This window comes from Tardiphaga sp., assembly GCF_028290495.1.
GTDB lineage: Bacteria > Pseudomonadota > Alphaproteobacteria > Rhizobiales > Xanthobacteraceae > Tardiphaga.
In genome coordinates this window covers 1-15,753 of sequence record NZ_JAQGJT010000146.1, presented here as the reverse complement: position 1 = coordinate 15,753, position 15,753 = coordinate 1, and the positions used below count along the sequence as shown (strand labels likewise).

The following is a 15,753-nucleotide window of genomic DNA, read 5'->3' as shown; positions in this document are numbered from 1 at the left end:
GCCGCTCGAAATCGAGCCCAAGGCGGCGGCGCTATTGACGCCGGAAAACCGCGAATTGATCGGCCGGCTTCGGCTGGCGCTGGAAGCGGTGACGCCGTGGAGCGCGGAAGCCACCGAGGCGGCAATGCGCGCCTTCGCGGAGCAGAACGGCCTCAAGCTGGGCGGCGTGGCGCAGCCGCTGCGGGTGGCGCTGACCGGCAAGACAACATCGCCCGGTATCTTCGACGTTCTGGCGGTATTGGGGCGGCAGGAATGCCTCGCGCGGCTGGCCGACCAGGCCGCTATTTAGCATAGCTGCAGGTCGAGTCGGTCCGTCTTGCAGCGCACACTGCAATGCGATACCCATTTGGCGAAGCCTGAGGCATATCCGGCCGGCCCCGCCATCTCCCGATGGCGCCGATCGACCGGCCCTCTCAACGATCTCATCGGGGACCACGCGATGGACGCAAAAATCAATTCCAAATCCGCAACGCTGACCGTCGATGGCAAGAGCTTCGACTTCCCGATTCTGAGCGGGACCGTCGGACCTGATGTCATCGACATCGGCAAGCTCTACGCCCAGTCCGGCCTGTTCACCTACGATCCCGGTTTTACCTCGACCGGCAGCTGCCAGTCGAAGATCACCTATATCGACGGCGACGCCGGCATCCTCGAATATCGCGGCTACCCGATCGAGCAGCTCGCAGGTCACGGCGACTTCCTTGAGACCTGCTACCTGCTTTTGTACGGCGAACTGCCGACCAAGGCGCAGAAGCTCGACTTCGACACCCGCATCACCAACCACACCATGGTTCACGAGCAGATGGCCCGGTTCTTCCAGGGCTTCCGTCGCGACGCGCATCCGATGGCGGTGATGGTGGCTTCGGTCGGCGCGCTCGCCGCGTTCTATCATGACTCCACCGACATCAACGATCCCAAGCAGCGCATGATCGCGTCGATCCGCATGATCGCCAAGATCCCGACGCTGGCCGCGATGGCGTTCAAGTACACGATCGGCCAACCGTTCGTGTATCCGACCAACTCGCTCGATTTCGCATCGAACTTCTTGAAAATGTGCTTTGCGGTGCCTTGCGAGGACTACAAGGTCAACCCGGTGCTGGCCAAGGCGCTCGACAAGATCTTCACGCTGCACGCCGACCACGAGCAGAACGCCTCGACCTCGACCGTGCGCATTGCCGGCTCGTCCGGCGCCAACCCGTTCGCGTGTATCGCTGCCGGCATCGCCTGCCTGTGGGGACCCGCACATGGCGGCGCCAACGAAGCAGCGCTGGCGATGCTTGCCGAGATCGGCACCGTCGACAAAATTCCCGAGTTCATCGCCAAGGTAAAGGACAAGAATTCCAGCGTCCGCCTGATGGGCTTCGGTCATCGCGTCTACAAGAACTACGATCCGCGCGCCAAGATCATGCAGGAGACCTGCCATGAAGTGCTGGCCGAGACCGGTCATGGCGGCGACGAGATGCTGGCTGTGGCGATGGAACTGGAGAAGATCGCGCTGAGCGACCAGTACTTCATCGACCGCAAGCTGTACCCGAACGTCGATTTCTATTCGGGCATCACGCTGAAGGCGATGGGCTTCCCGACCTCGATGTTCACTGTGCTGTTCGCGGTTGCCCGCACCGTCGGCTGGATCAGCCAGTGGAGCGAGATGCTGGAAGACCCGCAGCAGAAGATCGGCCGTCCGCGCCAGCTCTACACCGGCGCCGCCCGCCGCGATTACGTCGATATCGCCAAGCGCTAAACGCGTACTTCAGGATTCAAGTTACAGATCGGCGGACCGGAAACGGTCCGCCGATTTGTTTTGGAAGGGATGCAAACAGGAGCGAGACATAGCGCACCTGTCGTCGCCCGCGAAAGCGGGCAATCCAGTAAACGGCGCAGCTAAAGTTCGTGCACTATCGTTCCGGCTTACTGGGTCGCCCGGTCAAGCCGGGCGATGACAGCGGTGAGTGCTTCAGCATCCCGATCACGATCTCCGCAGCACCAATGCTCGGTGAGGTCTTGCCGGTGGCCATGATGGCATCGAGCCCGGCAAAGGCCTCGACCTGGCGCTGCCGCAGCGGCGTGTCGGCAAGCACGTCGCGCAACGCCGGCGCGAGGTTTTCCGGTGTGCAATCCTGCTGGATATATTCCGGCACGACATTCTCGCCGACCACGAGGTTGGCAAGGATCACCGAGGCCGAACGGATCACGCGGCGCGCGATCCAGGCCTCGACGTTGCCGCCTTTGTAGGCCGCCACCATCGGTATCCCGGCAATCGCCAATTCCAGTGTCGAGGTGCCCGATTTTGCCAGCGCGGCGCGTGCGATCCTGAACGCCGCACGCTTGTCGGTCTCGCCGACCACGACGCGGGGCCGCACCGGCCAGTCCCTCAGTGCGATGGCGACCGCCTGCTCAAGATGCGGCATGGTCGGCAGGATCAGCTGGAACGCGACGCCCTGCCGGTGCAACAGCCCAAGTGCCGCGCCAAAGATCGCCATGTGGTGACGGATCTCACTGCGGCGGCTGCCGGGCAATACCAGCAGCACGGGCGGCGTGGCGTCGCGGCGCGCCTGCTCCGCGGCATCCGGGCGCAAGGACGCGATCTGTTCGATCAGGGGATGGCCGACATAGCTGCACGGCGGACCGCCGAGCCGCTGATGCGCCTCGGGCTCGAACGGCAGCAGCGCCAGCACGTGGTCGACATAAGAGCGCATGGCCCGCGCCCGGCCCGGCCGCCACGCCCACACCGAGGGCGAAACGTAGTCGACGATCGGAATGCCCGGCGCGCGGCGGCGCACGCGGCGCGCCACGCGGTGGGTGAAATCCGGGCTGTCGATGATCACCAGAATATCCGGCGCGGCCTTCAGCACCGCCTCGGTCGCTTCCGAAAGACGCCTCAGGATCATCGGCAGCTTCTTCGGGATCGCGGCAAAACCGATGATCGACAGCGCCTCGATCGGAAACAACGAGACCAGCCCCTCGGCCGCCATCGTCGAGCCGCCGATGCCCTCAAAGGCGACGTCGTCGCCGAGACGCTGCCGCAGCACCTTCATCAGCGCGGAGCCGAGCCGGTCGCCGGATTCCTCGGTGGCGATCAGGAAGATTTTTCGCGTCACGCCGGTAATCCCGTCACGAACAGGCCGGCGGCATCGGCCGCTTCCACCATCTGCTGCGGCTCGGCGACGATGGTGTTGCCGGCGACGATGGCAATGCCGGCAAGCCCCGCCGCGGCGGCCCGCGCGATGGTCTGCGGACCGAGCGTCGGCATGTCGAAGCGCAGGTCCTGGCCGCTCTTGGGAGCCTTCACCAGCACACCGCGGCCGTACTTGGCACGGATGCGGCCCTGCTCGCGCAGATGCACCACGCGCGCCAGCAGCCCGTCGGTGCCTTCGATGTCCTCGACGCCCACGACATGGCCGTCGATCACCACGGTGGCCTGGCCAATATCGAACGGGCTGAGCGCGCGCAGCACGTCCAGACCTTTGGCGATGTCGGCTTCAGCGATGGCGTCGGGCTGGGCGCGGGTCAGCGATCCCGCGGGCATCAAGAGGTCGGGTGCCACGTCCTTGATTCCCAGCAGGCGAAAGCCGTCCTGTTCAAAGATGCGTCCGATGCCGGTGAGCAGATGATCATCACCGCCGCGAAACGCCGACAGGATGTGCCGCATCGCGCGCAGCGTGCCCCAATCCAGCCGGATCTCGGAGAGCGCTGGCCGCACCAAGGTGCCGATGAAAACCAGATCGCGGCAATGTTCGTTGCGCATCAGGGTCTTCAGCCGGCCGAGCTGGCCGATCGGCACCCAGTGATGTTTGAAACGCGCGACGAGTGCGGGATCGCAGACGCCCTTCAGCGCGAAGAACACCGGCGCGATGCCGCGCGCCAGCAGGACGTCCGCCACCGCGAAAGGCAGCACGCCGCCGCCGGCGATCAGGCCGACCGGCGATGTGACTGCCAATTGCGGATCCGTCATGGCCTGCTCCGCGCCCTGCTCAGAGTTCAAGATCTGCCGTGACCATCCTCGGGCAGGCACAGTGCACGATGCTGGCCAGCGGCAATGAAGGCCAGGATTTCCGCGATCGCAGAATCCTCCGATGCCATCGGCTGCACGCGTACCAGCCGTTCGGCGAAGACGCCCTCGCCATGAAACAGCTTCTGGTAAAAAGAGCGCACCAGCGCGAGGCGCTGCTTGGTGAACTTGCGGCGCTTCATGCCAATGATGTTGAGGCCTTCGAGGCTGGCATACTGGCCGTTGACCAGCGCGAACGGAATGACGTCGCCGCGCACGCCGCAGATGCCGCCGATCATTGCCTGCGGACCGATCCGCGTGAACTGGTGCACGGCCGAAAGCCCGCCCATGAAGACGAAATCACCGATCTCGCAATGGCCGCCGAGCGTCGCCGAGGTCGCAAAGATCACGTCGTTGCCGACATGACAGTCGTGGCCGACATGGCTGCAGTTCATGAAGTAACCGCGGTCACCGACCGAGGTGATGCCGCCCCCGGCCACGGTGCCGGCATTCATGGTGACGGACTCGCGGATCGTACAGCCATTGCCGATGACCAGCTTGGTCAGCTCGCCCTTGTAGCTCAGCGACTGCGGCGGCGTACCCAATGAGGCGAACGGATAGATCGTGCAGCCGTCGCCGATCGTAGTCTGTGCGGTGATGTGGACGTGCGCGATCAGCTTGCAATCGCGGCCGATCACGACGTCGGGCCCGATGATGCAATACGGCCCGATCGAGGTGCCTTCGCCGATCACGGCGCCGTCTGCGATCCGCGCCGTGGAATCGATATTGCTCATCGCAGGGGGTCCCGTATCTGACAGCTCGCAGCTGTGCGAATATGGTGGGTTTTCCGTTGGTTAGCGCGGCAAACCGGAACTGTCTAGGGAGCTTGCGGCGGTCAGTCCGTCAGCATCGCGCCGACGTCGGCGGAGGCGACGATGACGCCGTTGACCTTGGCGTCGCCGTGAAACCACCACATGCTCTTCTTCCGGCCGATGCTGCGCATGTGATATTCGATGGTGTCACCGGGCATCACGGGCTTGCGGAACTTGCATTTGTCGATGGTCAGGAAGTACACCGCGCGCGGCTTCTCGGTGCCCTCGACCGACATGATGCCGATCACGCCGGCGGTCTGCGCCATGCCCTCGATCATCAGCACGCCCGGAAATACCGGACGGTCCGGGAAATGGCCGAGAAAGGCCGGTTCGTTGATGGTAACGTTCTTGATGCCGATGCCGCTGTAATCCTTGCGGATATTGACGACGCGGTCGATCAGCAGGAACGGATAGCGATGCGGCAACGTCTTGAGGATGGTGTTGATATCCACCAGCCCATACGCAATCGGCGACTCGTTATCGATCAGTGAGTCTTGCGTCATTCCCGCCCCTCGTCTTTCGCATCCTGCGAACTCGTATTCGCGCCCGGCGCGCTGTCGCGACCGAGCTTTTCCACCGCGAGTATCTCGCGAAACCATTGTTTGGTCGGCTTGGCGAAGAAACCGCCCCACCGCCCCTTCGGCGGGATGCTGTCCTTGACGCCGCTCATCGCGGTGACCTGGGCGCCGTCGCCGACCGTAATGTGATTGTTGAGCCCGACCATTGCACCCAGCGCGACATTGTCACCAAGCGTGAGACTGCCGGCCAGCCCGCATTTGGCGGCGATCAGACAATGTCGCCCAATCGTGACGTTGTGGCCGATCTGCACCTGGTTGTCGACTTTGGTGCCCTCGCCGATCACGGTGTCGCGCAGGCTGCCGCGGTCGATCGTGGTCCCGGCGCCGATCTCGACATCGTTCTGGATCAGCACGCGGCCGGTCTGCGGCACCTTGAGGTGGCTCGCGGCAAAGATGAAGCCGTAGCCGTCCTGCCCGATCAGGCAACCCGGATGGATCAGCACGTTATTGCCGATCAGCGCGAACTGGATCGAGGAATTGGCGCCGACATTGCAGTCGCGGCCGATCTTGACGCCGGCGGCAATCACCGCCCCGGAGCCGATCACCGATCCCGCGCCGATCTCGACGTCAGGGCCGATCACAGCAAGCGGATCGACGGTGACGTCGTCTTCCAGCAGCGCGGTCGGATGGACGATGGCGGAAGCGGCAACCCCGGTCAGGCCAAAGCCGGACTGCGGGCGCAGCGCATCGTCGTGCCAGTCGCGGCTCAGCGCCACGAAGGCGCCGAACGGGCTTTTGGCGCGGAGCACCGCGATATGAGGGGGAATGTCGCCCTTGAAACGCTCATTGACCAGCAAGGCGCCGGCACGGGTCTGCGCGAGCTGGTCGATGTAGCGAACGTTATCAAAGAAAGCGAGATGTTGCGGACCGGCCTCGTCGAGCGAAGCCAGACCGGTAATGCGCTGGTCGGCCCGGGCGGGGTCGACCAGCTGGACCTTCGTTGACGCGGCGATCTCAGCCAGCGTCAACGACGGCGTTTGCTTGTAGAATGTCGGCTGTGCCATGCCACCCGTCGCGGTACGGCCCGTGATCAAACTCAGAACGAAGTTCCGCCGCCGAACTTGAACTGCTGCACGCGATCGTATTCGCCCTTGGTGATCGGCACCGCGTAGTCGAAGCGCAGCGGACCGAACGGGGACTGCCAGATCAGGCCAACACCGACCGACGAGCGGACGACGTTGCCACTGTCATACTGCAGGCCGGTACAGGTACCAACAGTCGTCTTGCTAGCGGGAACGCAGCCTGCCGTGTTGACTTCGCCGGTCTGGGCCCACGAGGTCGGACCCTGATAGTCCCAGAGGCCGCCAGCATCGGCATAAACCGCGCCCTTGATGCCAACTTCCTTCGGCAGGAACCAGAACGGCATCTGCAGTTCAGCCGACGCACCCCAATACTTCGTGCCGCCGAGCGCATCGCCGGTCGCACCGAGTGCGACGTAGCTGATGTCACGCGGGCCAATGCCGTTCGGAGCGAAACCACGAACCAGGTTCGGACCCATCTGGAATTGGTCGAGCATGCGCAGGTCCTTGCCGACCGTGTTGAGCATACCGCCCTGGACACGCAGCAGGCCAACGATGTCGGCAACCAGCGGGGTGTAGTACTTCGCATCGATCGTCGACTTCAGGTAGTTCACGTCGCCGCCAACGCCGGCGTAGTCCTGCTTCCACTCGATGAACAGGCCGTCGGTGGGGTTCTTGTTGTTGTCGAGGGTGTTGTAGTTGAGCGTATAGCCGACCAGCGAGGTGATGGTCGCGCCGCCAGCCAGTTCCTTGCGGACCGGCAGCGAGGATTCGCCGTCGGCGTAGCAGCCCCAGGTCGCACTGTTTCCCGGATCAAACGTATTGGGAATCTGACCGTTCAGGAAAGCAGGGGTCCGCAGGCCGCTGGCGCTGGAGTTATTACAATTATTGTACGCGGGCGGCAGCGAGATGTCCTGCTGGTAGATCGAGTAACGCAGCTGCAGGGTCAGATCTTCACGCAGACCGAAACCGAGGCGCGGGCTGAAGCCGAGCGTCTTGGTGTTGTACGAGATGTAGCTGTTGGACAGCTGCTCGCGCTGGAAGAAGTCGAGGCCGAGCGCGACACGGTAGTCAAGCAGATAGGGCTCGACGAAGGACAGCGAGTAGCCGCGGGCATACTGGCCGTACTGCACCGAAGCCTTGGCGAACAGGCCACGGCCGAGGAAGTTACGCTCGGAGACGCTGACTTCACCCAGTGCGCCGTCGGTCGTCGAATAGCCACCCGAGACCGAGAAGTCGCCGGTGGACTTTTCTTCGAGGTCGACAACAACGATCACGCGATCGCTGGACGAGCCGGGCTCGGTCGAAACCTTCACGCTTTTGAAGAAGTCGAGGTTCTTGAGGCGGCGCTCGGCACGATCAACCAGCGCACGGTTGTACGCATCGCCTTCCGACAGATCGAACTCGCGACGGATCACATAGTCACGGGTGCGGGTGTTGCCGCGAACGTTGATGCGTTCGATGTAGGTGCGCGGGCCCTCTTCCACGGCAAAACCGATGGAGACAGTATGGGCTTCGAAGTTGCGATCGCCACGCGGACGAACCACGGCGAAGGCATAGCCACGACGCGAGGTTTCGATCTGCATCTCCTCGACCGACTTCTCCAGCGCTTCCGCGTTGTAGAGCGAGCCAACAGCGACGCGGGAGAACGGGCGCAGCGTGTTGCCGTCGAGGGTCGGGATGGTCGACTGGAAATCAACCGAAGCGACGCGGTACTGCTGACCTTCTTCGATCTTGAAGGTGACCAGGAAGCCCTTGCGCTCGGGATCGTATTCGGTGAGCGCGGCGACGACCTGAACGTCGGCAAAGCCGTTCTTCAGGTAATAGCGGCGGATCAGGTCACGGTCGGCTTCGACGCGATCCGGATCGTAGATGTCGCCGGAGGCGAGAAAGCTCAGAACGTTGGATTCGCGGGTCTTGATCACGTCCTTGAGGCGATAGGACGAGTAAGCCTTGTTGCCGATGAACTCGATCGACTTTACGCCGGTCTTGACGCCTTCGTTGACGGTGAAGATCAGATCGACGCGGTTGTTGGGCTGCTCGACGATCTCGGGGACGACGCTGACGTCGTAACGGCCGGAACGGCGATAGATCTCGGAAATGCGCGAAGCATCGGCCTGCACCATCGGGCGCGACAGCGTGCCGCGCGGCTTGGACTGCACTTCAGCGGTGAGCTGCTCGTCCTTGACCTTCTTGTTGCCTTCGAAGGCGACACGGCCAATGACCGGGTTCTCGACCACCGAAACCAACACACGCCCCCCGGCCTGGTTGATTTTGACGTCCTGGAACAGGCCGGTCTCGATCAGGGCCTTGAGGCCGTCATCGAGGGTGCCCTGGTCGAGCCTGCCGCTCGGGCCGGGCCGGAAGTAGGAACGGATCGTCTCGACATCGACGCGGCGGTTGCCCTCGACGGAGATCGACGCGACGGTCTGGGCGAAAGCAGCCGTAGAGACCAGCGAAGCGGTCACCGTAGCGGCAACCGGCATGGCGACCAAGATCAGGGAAGCCACGAGGCCGCCCCGCAATACCCGCAAACCAAACTTCATGCGCAGCGCGCCCTTATCATTCCATCGCCAGCCCGCACCCCTACGAACTGGCAGAATCCCATTTGTTGCGTTGCTTGTAGCCAATTTTACCAGACTGGCAAACGGCCATTCGCGTGGCGATTTCATTTTCATTCCAAGACGTTGCCCTTCGGCCACGTTGCCCTGAAATCGCATCATGACGCGGCCAGATGAAGAATGTCGTTATACGTCGCAAACACCATCAACATCAGCACAAGTCCCAGCCCGACGCGGAATCCCATCTCCTGGGCGCGCTCCGACAAAGGCCGGCCGCGTATGGCTTCAAACGCATAGAACAGCAGGTGACCGCCATCCAGCAGCGGCACCGGGAAGAGGTTCAGCAGCCCGATCGATATCGAAAGTACCGCTGCCAGGTGGATCAGCGCGGTGATTCCGATGGTCGCCACCTGCCCGGAGATCTGGGCGATTCGCAGCGGACCGCCAACCTGGTCGGCCGCCTCGCGGCCGCTGAAGACGCCGCCGATATAGGCCAGCGTGCGGTCAACCACGAACCAGGTCTCCTTGACGCCGAGCACGAAGGCCGCCGCCGGGTTGACCTTCTCGGTGGTCGCCTCGCCGACCGCGGCCGCCCGGGTGATGCCGAGCACGCCGAGCTTGTGGACGTTGCCGAAGCTGTCTTTGACTTCCTTGAGTTCCGGGGTCGCCTTCAGCTCGACGATCGAATCGCCGCGCTTGATGCTGAAGGTCAGCTGCTCGCCGGCCTTGATGCCGACGATTCTCTGCATGTCGGAGAAGCTGCCGATGACACTGCCGTCGATCGACTTGATGACGTCGCCGGACTGGAAGCCAGCGGCAGCTGCGGCGCTGCCGGTTTGCACGGTATCGACCTGCGCGGTGGTGCTGGGCTTGCCGAAAAAGGTGAACAGGCAGGTGAAGATGACGATCGCGAGGATGAAGTTGGCGATCGGGCCGGCGGCGACGATCGCCGCGCGCTGCCCTACCCGCTTGTGATGGAAGCTGCCCTCGCGCTCTTGCGCGGTCATGCTCGACAAAGCCGCCGACGACGGCGTGCTGGCCTCACTCTCGTCGCCGAAGAACTTGACGTAGCCGCCGAGCGGGATCGCGGAAATCTTCCAGCGTGTGCCCAGACGGTCGTTGAAGCCTACGATCTCCGGCCCAAAGCCGAGCGAGAAGGTCAGCACCTTCACGCCGTTCCAGCGCGCGACCAGGAAGTGGCCAAGCTCATGGAAAAATACCACGATCGTCAGCACGAACAGGAACGGGATGATGTAGCCAATCAATCCGTGGCTTAACGTATTGAAACTGTGTTCAAAAAACCCGAGCATCCCGATCCCCTACACGCGAAGCCAGTGGCTCCGTCCCCAATCTACTAGGATGCCTTTGCGGCAATTTGAGGCAAGAGGGTGGCGGCCATTTTTCGCGCGTTATGGTCAACGGCGATGGCGTCGTCGGCCGACGTGAGCGGAGCCAGGTTACCCGCCCTCACCCACGCGTTCATCGTTGCCTCGACCAACCGCGCGATCGCGCCGAAGCGGATCTTCTGGCCAATGAAGGCGGCGACGGCGACTTCATTGGCGGCGTTGTAGACCGTGGTCGCGCCGTGGCCGGTACGCAGTGCGTCATAGGCCAATTTGAGACCGGGAAAGCGCGCGTAATCCGGTGCCTCGAAGGTCAGCGTGCCGATCTTGGCGAGATCGAGCGGCGCTGCGCGGCCGGGAATGCGGTCGGGCCAGCCGAGGCAATGCGCGATCGGCGTCCGCATATCCGGAGAACCGAGTTGCGCCATCACGGAGAAGTCGCGGAACTCGACCATGCCGTGGACGATCGACTGCGGATGCACCAGCACGTCGATCTCGTCCGGGGTCAGCGCGAACAGGTAGGAGGCCTCGATCACTTCGAGGCCCTTGTTCATCATCGAAGCGGAATCGATCGTGATTTTCTGGCCCATCGACCAGTTCGGATGTTTCAGGGCCTGCGCCAGGGTCGCCTGCTCAATGTCAGCGGCGGCCCAGGTGCGGAACGGGCCGCCGGAAGCGGTGATGATGACGCGGGTCAGTTCTTCGCGGCTGCCGGAGCCTAGCGCCTGGAACAGCGCATTGTGCTCGGAATCAGCCGGCAGGATGCAGGCGCCCGCCTTGGCGGCGCGCTGCATGAAGAAATCGCCGGCACAGACAAGGCATTCCTTGTTGGCCAGCGCGATGGTCGCGCCGCGATCGGCGGCGGCGAGCGCCGGCTTCAGCCCGGCCGCGCCGGCAACCGCCGCCATCAGCCAGTCCGAGGGGCGCTCCGCCGCTTCCACGATGGCGCTGTCGCCGGCGCCGCACTGGATGCCGGTGCCGGCCAGAGCCGCGCGCAATTCGTCGAGCTTGGAGGCATCGGCCACCGCCACGAAGCGGGCGCGGAACTCACGGGCAAGCTTGACCAGAGCCTCGACATTCGTATTGGCGGTCAGCGCTTCCACCTGGTACCGCTCCGGCGCGGCACGGATCAGGTCCATCGTGCTGTCGCCGATCGAGCCGGTGGCGCCGAGGACGGTAACGCGGCGCACGCTTGACGCGGCAGCCTTGTTGTTTCGCAGGGGAACAGCACTCATCAGATCACCAAACCATAAGACCGTGGCCGACGCCATCGGCGCCGCCGCGCAAAAGACCGAGCAGCGCGGCTGCAATAACCGCGAACACGTAGCCATCGAGTCGGTCCAGCAGACCGCCGTGACCGGGAATGATGTGGCCGGAATCCTTGACGCCGAACCGGCGCTTCACGGCGGATTCAAACAGATCGCCAAGCTGGGAGACCACCGAAAGAACGGTTGCGAGCACCAGCAGCGGCACGAGACGGCCGATACCGTAAGAGGCAAAACCCGCGGCCACACCAAGGCTCAGCACCAACCCGCCGATCGCGCCGGCCCAGGTCTTCTTCGGGCTGACCCGCGGCCACAGCTTCGGGCCGCCGATTCCCCTGCCCGCAAAATATCCGCCGATGTCGGTGACCCAGACGATCAGCAGCACGAAAATCAGCGCGGAAAAGCCCCAGACCGGATCAAGGCGCACCATCACGGAAGCTGCCAGTGCGACGGCGGCGTAAACGACGCCGAGCACGATCCAGCCGGTACGCTGCGCCCCGACAATTGTCCGCCACTCGATGAACAGGCCGACCGAAACCAGGGTGACGAGCCCAGCCCACAGCCAGCCTCCGGCATAAGCGACGCCGAGCGCGACGGGGATCAGCACCAGCGCGGTCAGCACACGCATCAGGAAATTTCGCAGACCGCGATCATCCGCTGGCTTCGGCGTCGCGTCGTCTTGCTTCACGTCCGTCATGAACCAGTCTTCGCGGCGAGGCCGCCAAAGCGGCGCTCGCGGCGGGCATATTCGGCAATCGCGCCTTCAAGCGCGGCCTTGTCGAAGTCCGGCCAATGGATCGGCACGAAGACGAGTTCGCTGTAGGCGGCCTGCCACATCAGGAAGTTCGACAGCCGCTGTTCGCCGGAAGTGCGAATGATGAGGTCAGGATCCGGAATGTCCGGCGCGTCGAGATACTGCCCGAGCGCGTCCGCATTGATACTTTCCGGGGTGCGCTTGCCGTCGGCGACTTCCTGCGCGAGGCGCTGCGCGGCCTTGGCGATTTCGTGGCGCGATCCGTAATTGAAGGCAACGACGAGATTGAGCTTGGTGTTGCCGCGCGTGAGATCTTCGGCTTCCGAGAGCAGCCCGCGAATATCGGGATCAAGCCCCTCGCGCTCGCCGATGACGCGGACGCAGACGCCGTCGGCATGCAGCGTGGCGAGATCGTTGCGGATGAAGCGGCGCAGCAGACCGAACAGGTCGCGGATTTCCGTTGCCGGGCGCGACCAGTTTTCCGAACTGAACGAGAAGATCGTCAGATACTGGATGCCGAGCTCGTTGGACGCGCGAACCACGCGACGCAGCGCATCGACGCCACGGCGGTGACCCTCGGCGCGCGGCAATCCGCGGGAAGCAGCCCAGCGTCCATTGCCGTCCATGATGATCGCGACATGCAAAGGCGTGGATCGGTCCGATCCATCGGTTGCGGGCGCGGCAGCGTTCGACATCGGTTGGTCCCCACGCATGACATCATGCGCTCTCAAGTCATTCAGGGCGCGACAGGCAGAGATGTTCCCTAACCGTCGCGCCGGCGCGCTGAAGGATCGCGCTAAACCGTCATGATTTCCTTTTCCTTGGCGGCCAGCATCTGGTCGATTTCGGCGATCGAAGCGTCGGTCGCCTTCTGCACGTCGTTGTCGAGGCGCTTCTGATCGTCTTCGGTGATCTCGTGCGCCTTTTCGAGCTTCTTGATGTGGTCAATGCCGTCGCGGCGAACATGGCGTACGGAGACCTTGGCGGCCTCGGCATATTTGTTGCCGACCTTCACCAGCTCCTTGCGGCGCTCTTCGTTCAGTTCGGGAATGCGCAGGCGCAGTACCTGGCCTTCGGTGGCCGGGCTGAGGCCGAGGTTGGAATCGACGATCGCCTTTTCGACGGCCTTGACCATCGATTTGTCCCAGACCTGCACCGACAGCAGGCGCGGTTCCGGCACCGACACGGTCGCCACCTGGTTCAGCGGCATGTGGCTGCCATAGGCCTCCACCTGCACCGGCTCAAGCATCGAGGCCGCCGCGCGTCCGGTGCGCAATCCGCCGAGTTCGTGCTTCAGCGACTGGGTCGCCCCCTGCATGCGACGCTTCAGCTCGTTGATATCGAATGGGGCCATGGGGGCCATGCAGCTCTCCTCTTGAAACCTGGCGGCCCGGACCCGCAGCGCGGCCGGACCGTATGAAAATCAGCCCGCGACGATGGTGCCGCGGCCCGTACCGGTCAAAATGGCGCCGATCGAACCTGGTTCGGCGATAGAAAACACGATGATAGGCAGCGTCGTCTCACGAGCAAGCGCGAAAGCGGTTGCGTCCATCACCTTGAAGTTGCCCTCCACCGCCTGCGAGTGACTGAGCCGCTCGAACCGCGTGGCGGCGGGGTCCTTCTTCGGATCGGCGCTGTAGACGCCATCGACATTGGTGGCCTTCAGCACCGCGCTGGCGCCGATTTCGGCGGCGCGCAAAACGGCCGTCGTATCGGTGGTGAAGTAAGGATTTCCGGTGCCGCCGGCCAGCAGCACGATGCGGCCTTCGGAGAGATATTTGTGCGCAGCAGCACGGGTGAACAACTCACAGACCTGCGGCATCACCATCGCCGACAGCGTGCGCGCCGGCACCGCACGGCGCTCGATCGCGGCTTCCAGCGCCAGGCAGTTCATCACGGTGGCGAGCATGCCCATGGTGTCGCCGGTCGGGCGCGACACGCCGCGCGAGGACACTTCGACACCGCGAAAAATGTTGCCGCCGCCGACCACGACAGCGATCTCGACGCCGAGCTTCTGGGCGGCGATGAGGTCGCCAGCGATGCGGTCGATGGTGGGCTGATCTATGCCGAACGGCTGGCCCCCGGCGAAATACTCACCTGAAAGCTTGATCACGACGCGACGATAGAGCGGCTCACCCATGATGCGATCGCTTCCTTTCGAGGCGGCAACTCCCGGCGTCAAGCCGCCGGGAGGTCTCAGGTCTCAAGTCGTAGTTACTTCTGGCCGCTGGCGGCGGCGACTTCGGCAGCGAAGTCCGAGGTCTGCTTCTCGATGCCTTCGCCGAGCGCGTAGCGCACGAAGCCGGTCAGCTTGATCGGCGCGCCTACCTTGCCTTCGGCTTCCTTGACGGCCTGCGCCACCGACTTCGAGGTGTCGTGAATGAAGGCCTGGTCGAGCAGGCAGACTTCCTTGTAGTAGGTCTTCAGGCCGTTCTCGACGATCTTCTCGATCATCGCATCGGGCTTGCCCTGCTGCCGATACTTGTCGGCCATCACGTCCTTCTCGCGGGCCACGATGGCCGGATCGAGCGACGCCGAATCCAGCGCCTGCGGGTTGGCGGCGGCAACATGCATCGCGATCTGCTTGCCGAGCACGGCGAGCTCGTCGGTCTTGCCGGTCGATTCCAGCGCGACGATGATGCCCATCTTGCCGAGGCCTTCGGTCACGGCGTTATGCACGTAGCTGGACACGACGCCGGCCGAGACTTCGAGCAGTGCGGCGCGGCGCAGCGACATGTTCTCTCCGATCGTCGCGATCGCTTCGGTGATCGCGGTCTCGACGGTCGCGTCGCCGACCTTATGCGCCTTGATGGCTTCGACATCGCCACCGACCTTGAGCGCGACCTGGGCGATCATCTTGACCAGCCCCTGGAACTGGCCGTTGCGCGCGACAAAGTCGGTCTCGGAATTGACCTCGACGACAACGCCCTTGGTGCCCGCGGTCAGCGCGCCGATCAGCCCTTCGGCGGCAACGCGGCCGGACTTCTTCGCGGCTTTCGAGAGCCCCTTCTTGCGCAGCCAGTCGATCGCCGCCTGCATGTCGCCGTCGTTCTCGGACAGCGCCTGCTTGCAGTCCATCATGCCGACACCGGTGGTCTCGCGCAGGTCCTTGACCATCGCCGCTGTGATTGTTGCCATCGTTGCAAGTCCTTTGCCTGTCAGGGCGGTCGCGGCGCGGGCTTTGGCCCTCGCCCTCGTCCGCCACCAGCAATTATCCAGATAGGAAGTTGGCGGCCGGAATGCTCCGGCCGGCGCGTTCGCGTTATTCCGCTTCCGCGGTCATCGCCTTGGCCTGGGCTACCCAGCCATCGGCCCGGCTCGGAAGTCCGACCTCTTCGCCGATCTTGTGGGCGGTGTCGTGATCGAGTTCGGC

General features: G+C 63.8%; 14 protein-coding genes and 2 pseudogenes. 2 read left to right on the top strand and 14 right to left on the bottom strand.

Annotated features, from left to right (window positions below; genetic code table 11):
* A pseudogene (locus JWQ24_RS22055) lies at positions 1 to 289 on the top strand (glutamate--tRNA ligase); the annotation flags it as partial.
* A gap of 150 nt (positions 290 to 439) precedes the next feature.
* Positions 440 to 1,741: a citrate synthase gene (gene gltA / locus JWQ24_RS22050; RefSeq protein ID WP_299812574.1), complete on the top strand. Its 1,302-nt coding sequence runs from the start codon at positions 440 to 442 to the stop codon at positions 1,739 to 1,741.
* A 154-nt stretch (positions 1,742 to 1,895) separates the two neighbouring features.
* On the opposite strand, the gene lpxB is transcribed toward gltA, so the two are convergent.
* The 14 genes and pseudogenes from lpxB to rpsB form a co-directional block, all read right to left on the bottom strand.
* Complete coding sequence (gene lpxB, locus JWQ24_RS22045; RefSeq protein WP_299812568.1) at positions 1,896 to 3,098, bottom strand: lipid-A-disaccharide synthase; 1,203 nt, start codon at positions 3,096 to 3,098, stop codon at positions 1,896 to 1,898.
* Positions 3,095 to 3,952, bottom strand: coding sequence for a UDP-2,3-diacylglucosamine diphosphatase LpxI (lpxI, locus tag JWQ24_RS22040; RefSeq protein ID WP_299812566.1), 858 nt, complete (start codon positions 3,950 to 3,952; stop codon positions 3,095 to 3,097). The genes lpxB and lpxI overlap by 4 nt, the downstream gene beginning before the upstream one ends.
* A gap of 26 nt (positions 3,953 to 3,978) precedes the next feature.
* Positions 3,979 to 4,782 carry an acyl-ACP--UDP-N-acetylglucosamine O-acyltransferase gene (lpxA, locus tag JWQ24_RS22035; RefSeq protein ID WP_299812564.1) on the bottom strand — a complete coding sequence of 268 codons (804 nt, stop codon included), beginning with the start codon at positions 4,780 to 4,782 and terminating at the stop codon, positions 3,979 to 3,981.
* 101 nt (positions 4,783 to 4,883) lie between these two features.
* Positions 4,884 to 5,363, bottom strand: a complete 480-nt coding sequence (fabZ, locus tag JWQ24_RS22030) for a 3-hydroxyacyl-ACP dehydratase FabZ (protein WP_299812562.1) — start codon at positions 5,361 to 5,363, stop codon at positions 4,884 to 4,886.
* Entirely contained in the window at positions 5,360 to 6,442 is a 1,083-nt protein-coding gene (gene lpxD / locus JWQ24_RS22025) for a UDP-3-O-(3-hydroxymyristoyl)glucosamine N-acyltransferase (protein WP_299812560.1), read from the bottom strand. The genes fabZ and lpxD overlap by 4 nt, the downstream gene beginning before the upstream one ends.
* A 32-nt stretch (positions 6,443 to 6,474) precedes the next feature.
* Complete coding sequence (bamA, locus tag JWQ24_RS22020) at positions 6,475 to 9,003, bottom strand: outer membrane protein assembly factor BamA (RefSeq protein ID WP_299812558.1); 2,529 nt, start codon at positions 9,001 to 9,003, stop codon at positions 6,475 to 6,477.
* A gap of 173 nt (positions 9,004 to 9,176) precedes the next feature.
* A complete protein-coding gene (gene rseP / locus JWQ24_RS22015) occupies positions 9,177 to 10,328 on the bottom strand; it encodes an RIP metalloprotease RseP (protein ID WP_299812556.1) in 1,152 nt (383 codons plus the stop codon).
* A gap of 44 nt (positions 10,329 to 10,372) precedes the next feature.
* Positions 10,373 to 11,596 (bottom strand): 1-deoxy-D-xylulose-5-phosphate reductoisomerase, encoded by a 1,224-nt coding sequence (locus tag JWQ24_RS22010; protein WP_299812554.1) that lies wholly within the window; start codon positions 11,594 to 11,596, stop codon positions 10,373 to 10,375.
* Between the two features lie 4 nt (positions 11,597 to 11,600).
* Positions 11,601 to 12,323 (bottom strand): phosphatidate cytidylyltransferase, encoded by a 723-nt coding sequence (locus JWQ24_RS22005; RefSeq protein ID WP_299812552.1) that lies wholly within the window; start codon positions 12,321 to 12,323, stop codon positions 11,601 to 11,603.
* On the bottom strand, positions 12,320 to 13,075 hold the full coding sequence (locus tag JWQ24_RS22000; protein ID WP_299812550.1) for an isoprenyl transferase: 756 nt from the start codon (positions 13,073 to 13,075) through the stop codon (positions 12,320 to 12,322). The genes JWQ24_RS22005 and JWQ24_RS22000 overlap by 4 nt, the downstream gene beginning before the upstream one ends.
* Before the next feature lie 101 nt (positions 13,076 to 13,176).
* Positions 13,177 to 13,734 carry a ribosome recycling factor gene (gene frr / locus JWQ24_RS21995; protein ID WP_299812576.1) on the bottom strand — a complete coding sequence of 186 codons (558 nt, stop codon included), beginning with the start codon at positions 13,732 to 13,734 and terminating at the stop codon, positions 13,177 to 13,179.
* 69 nt (positions 13,735 to 13,803) lie between these two features.
* Positions 13,804 to 14,520 (bottom strand): UMP kinase, encoded by a 717-nt coding sequence (gene pyrH, locus JWQ24_RS21990; RefSeq protein WP_299812548.1) that lies wholly within the window; start codon positions 14,518 to 14,520, stop codon positions 13,804 to 13,806.
* 74 nt (positions 14,521 to 14,594) lie between these two features.
* The gene (gene tsf, locus JWQ24_RS21985) at positions 14,595 to 15,518 is read right to left on the bottom strand and encodes a translation elongation factor Ts (protein WP_299812546.1); all 924 of its coding nucleotides are present in this window, start codon (positions 15,516 to 15,518) and stop codon (positions 14,595 to 14,597) included.
* Positions 15,519 to 15,642: 124 nt separating this feature from the next.
* Positions 15,643 to 15,753 (bottom strand): annotated as a pseudogene (rpsB, locus tag JWQ24_RS21980) (30S ribosomal protein S2); the annotation flags it as partial.

Bases quoted from the DNA above. Each gene is read 5' to 3' on its own strand.
- gltA (WP_299812574.1), top strand. From the start codon at position 440: ATGGACGCAAAAATCAATTCCAAATCCGCAACGCTGACCGTCGATGGC.
- lpxI (WP_299812566.1), bottom strand. From the start codon at position 3,952: ATGACGGATCCGCAATTGGCAGTCACATCGCCGGTCGGCCTGATCGCC.
- lpxA (WP_299812564.1), bottom strand. From the start codon at position 4,782: ATGAGCAATATCGATTCCACGGCGCGGATCGCAGACGGCGCCGTGATC.
- fabZ (WP_299812562.1), bottom strand. From the start codon at position 5,363: ATGACGCAAGACTCACTGATCGATAACGAGTCGCCGATTGCGTATGGG.
- lpxD (WP_299812560.1), bottom strand. From the start codon at position 6,442: ATGGCACAGCCGACATTCTACAAGCAAACGCCGTCGTTGACGCTGGCT.
- bamA (WP_299812558.1), bottom strand. From the start codon at position 9,003: ATGAAGTTTGGTTTGCGGGTATTGCGGGGCGGCCTCGTGGCTTCCCTG.
- rseP (WP_299812556.1), bottom strand. From the start codon at position 10,328: ATGCTCGGGTTTTTTGAACACAGTTTCAATACGTTAAGCCACGGATTG.
- JWQ24_RS22010 (WP_299812554.1), bottom strand. From the start codon at position 11,596: ATGAGTGCTGTTCCCCTGCGAAACAACAAGGCTGCCGCGTCAAGCGTG.
- JWQ24_RS22005 (WP_299812552.1), bottom strand. From the start codon at position 12,323: ATGACGGACGTGAAGCAAGACGACGCGACGCCGAAGCCAGCGGATGAT.
- JWQ24_RS22000 (WP_299812550.1), bottom strand. From the start codon at position 13,075: ATGTCGAACGCTGCCGCGCCCGCAACCGATGGATCGGACCGATCCACG.
- frr (WP_299812576.1), bottom strand. From the start codon at position 13,734: ATGGCCCCATTCGATATCAACGAGCTGAAGCGTCGCATGCAGGGGGCG.
- pyrH (WP_299812548.1), bottom strand. From the start codon at position 14,520: ATGGGTGAGCCGCTCTATCGTCGCGTCGTGATCAAGCTTTCAGGTGAG.
- tsf (WP_299812546.1), bottom strand. From the start codon at position 15,518: ATGGCAACAATCACAGCGGCGATGGTCAAGGACCTGCGCGAGACCACC.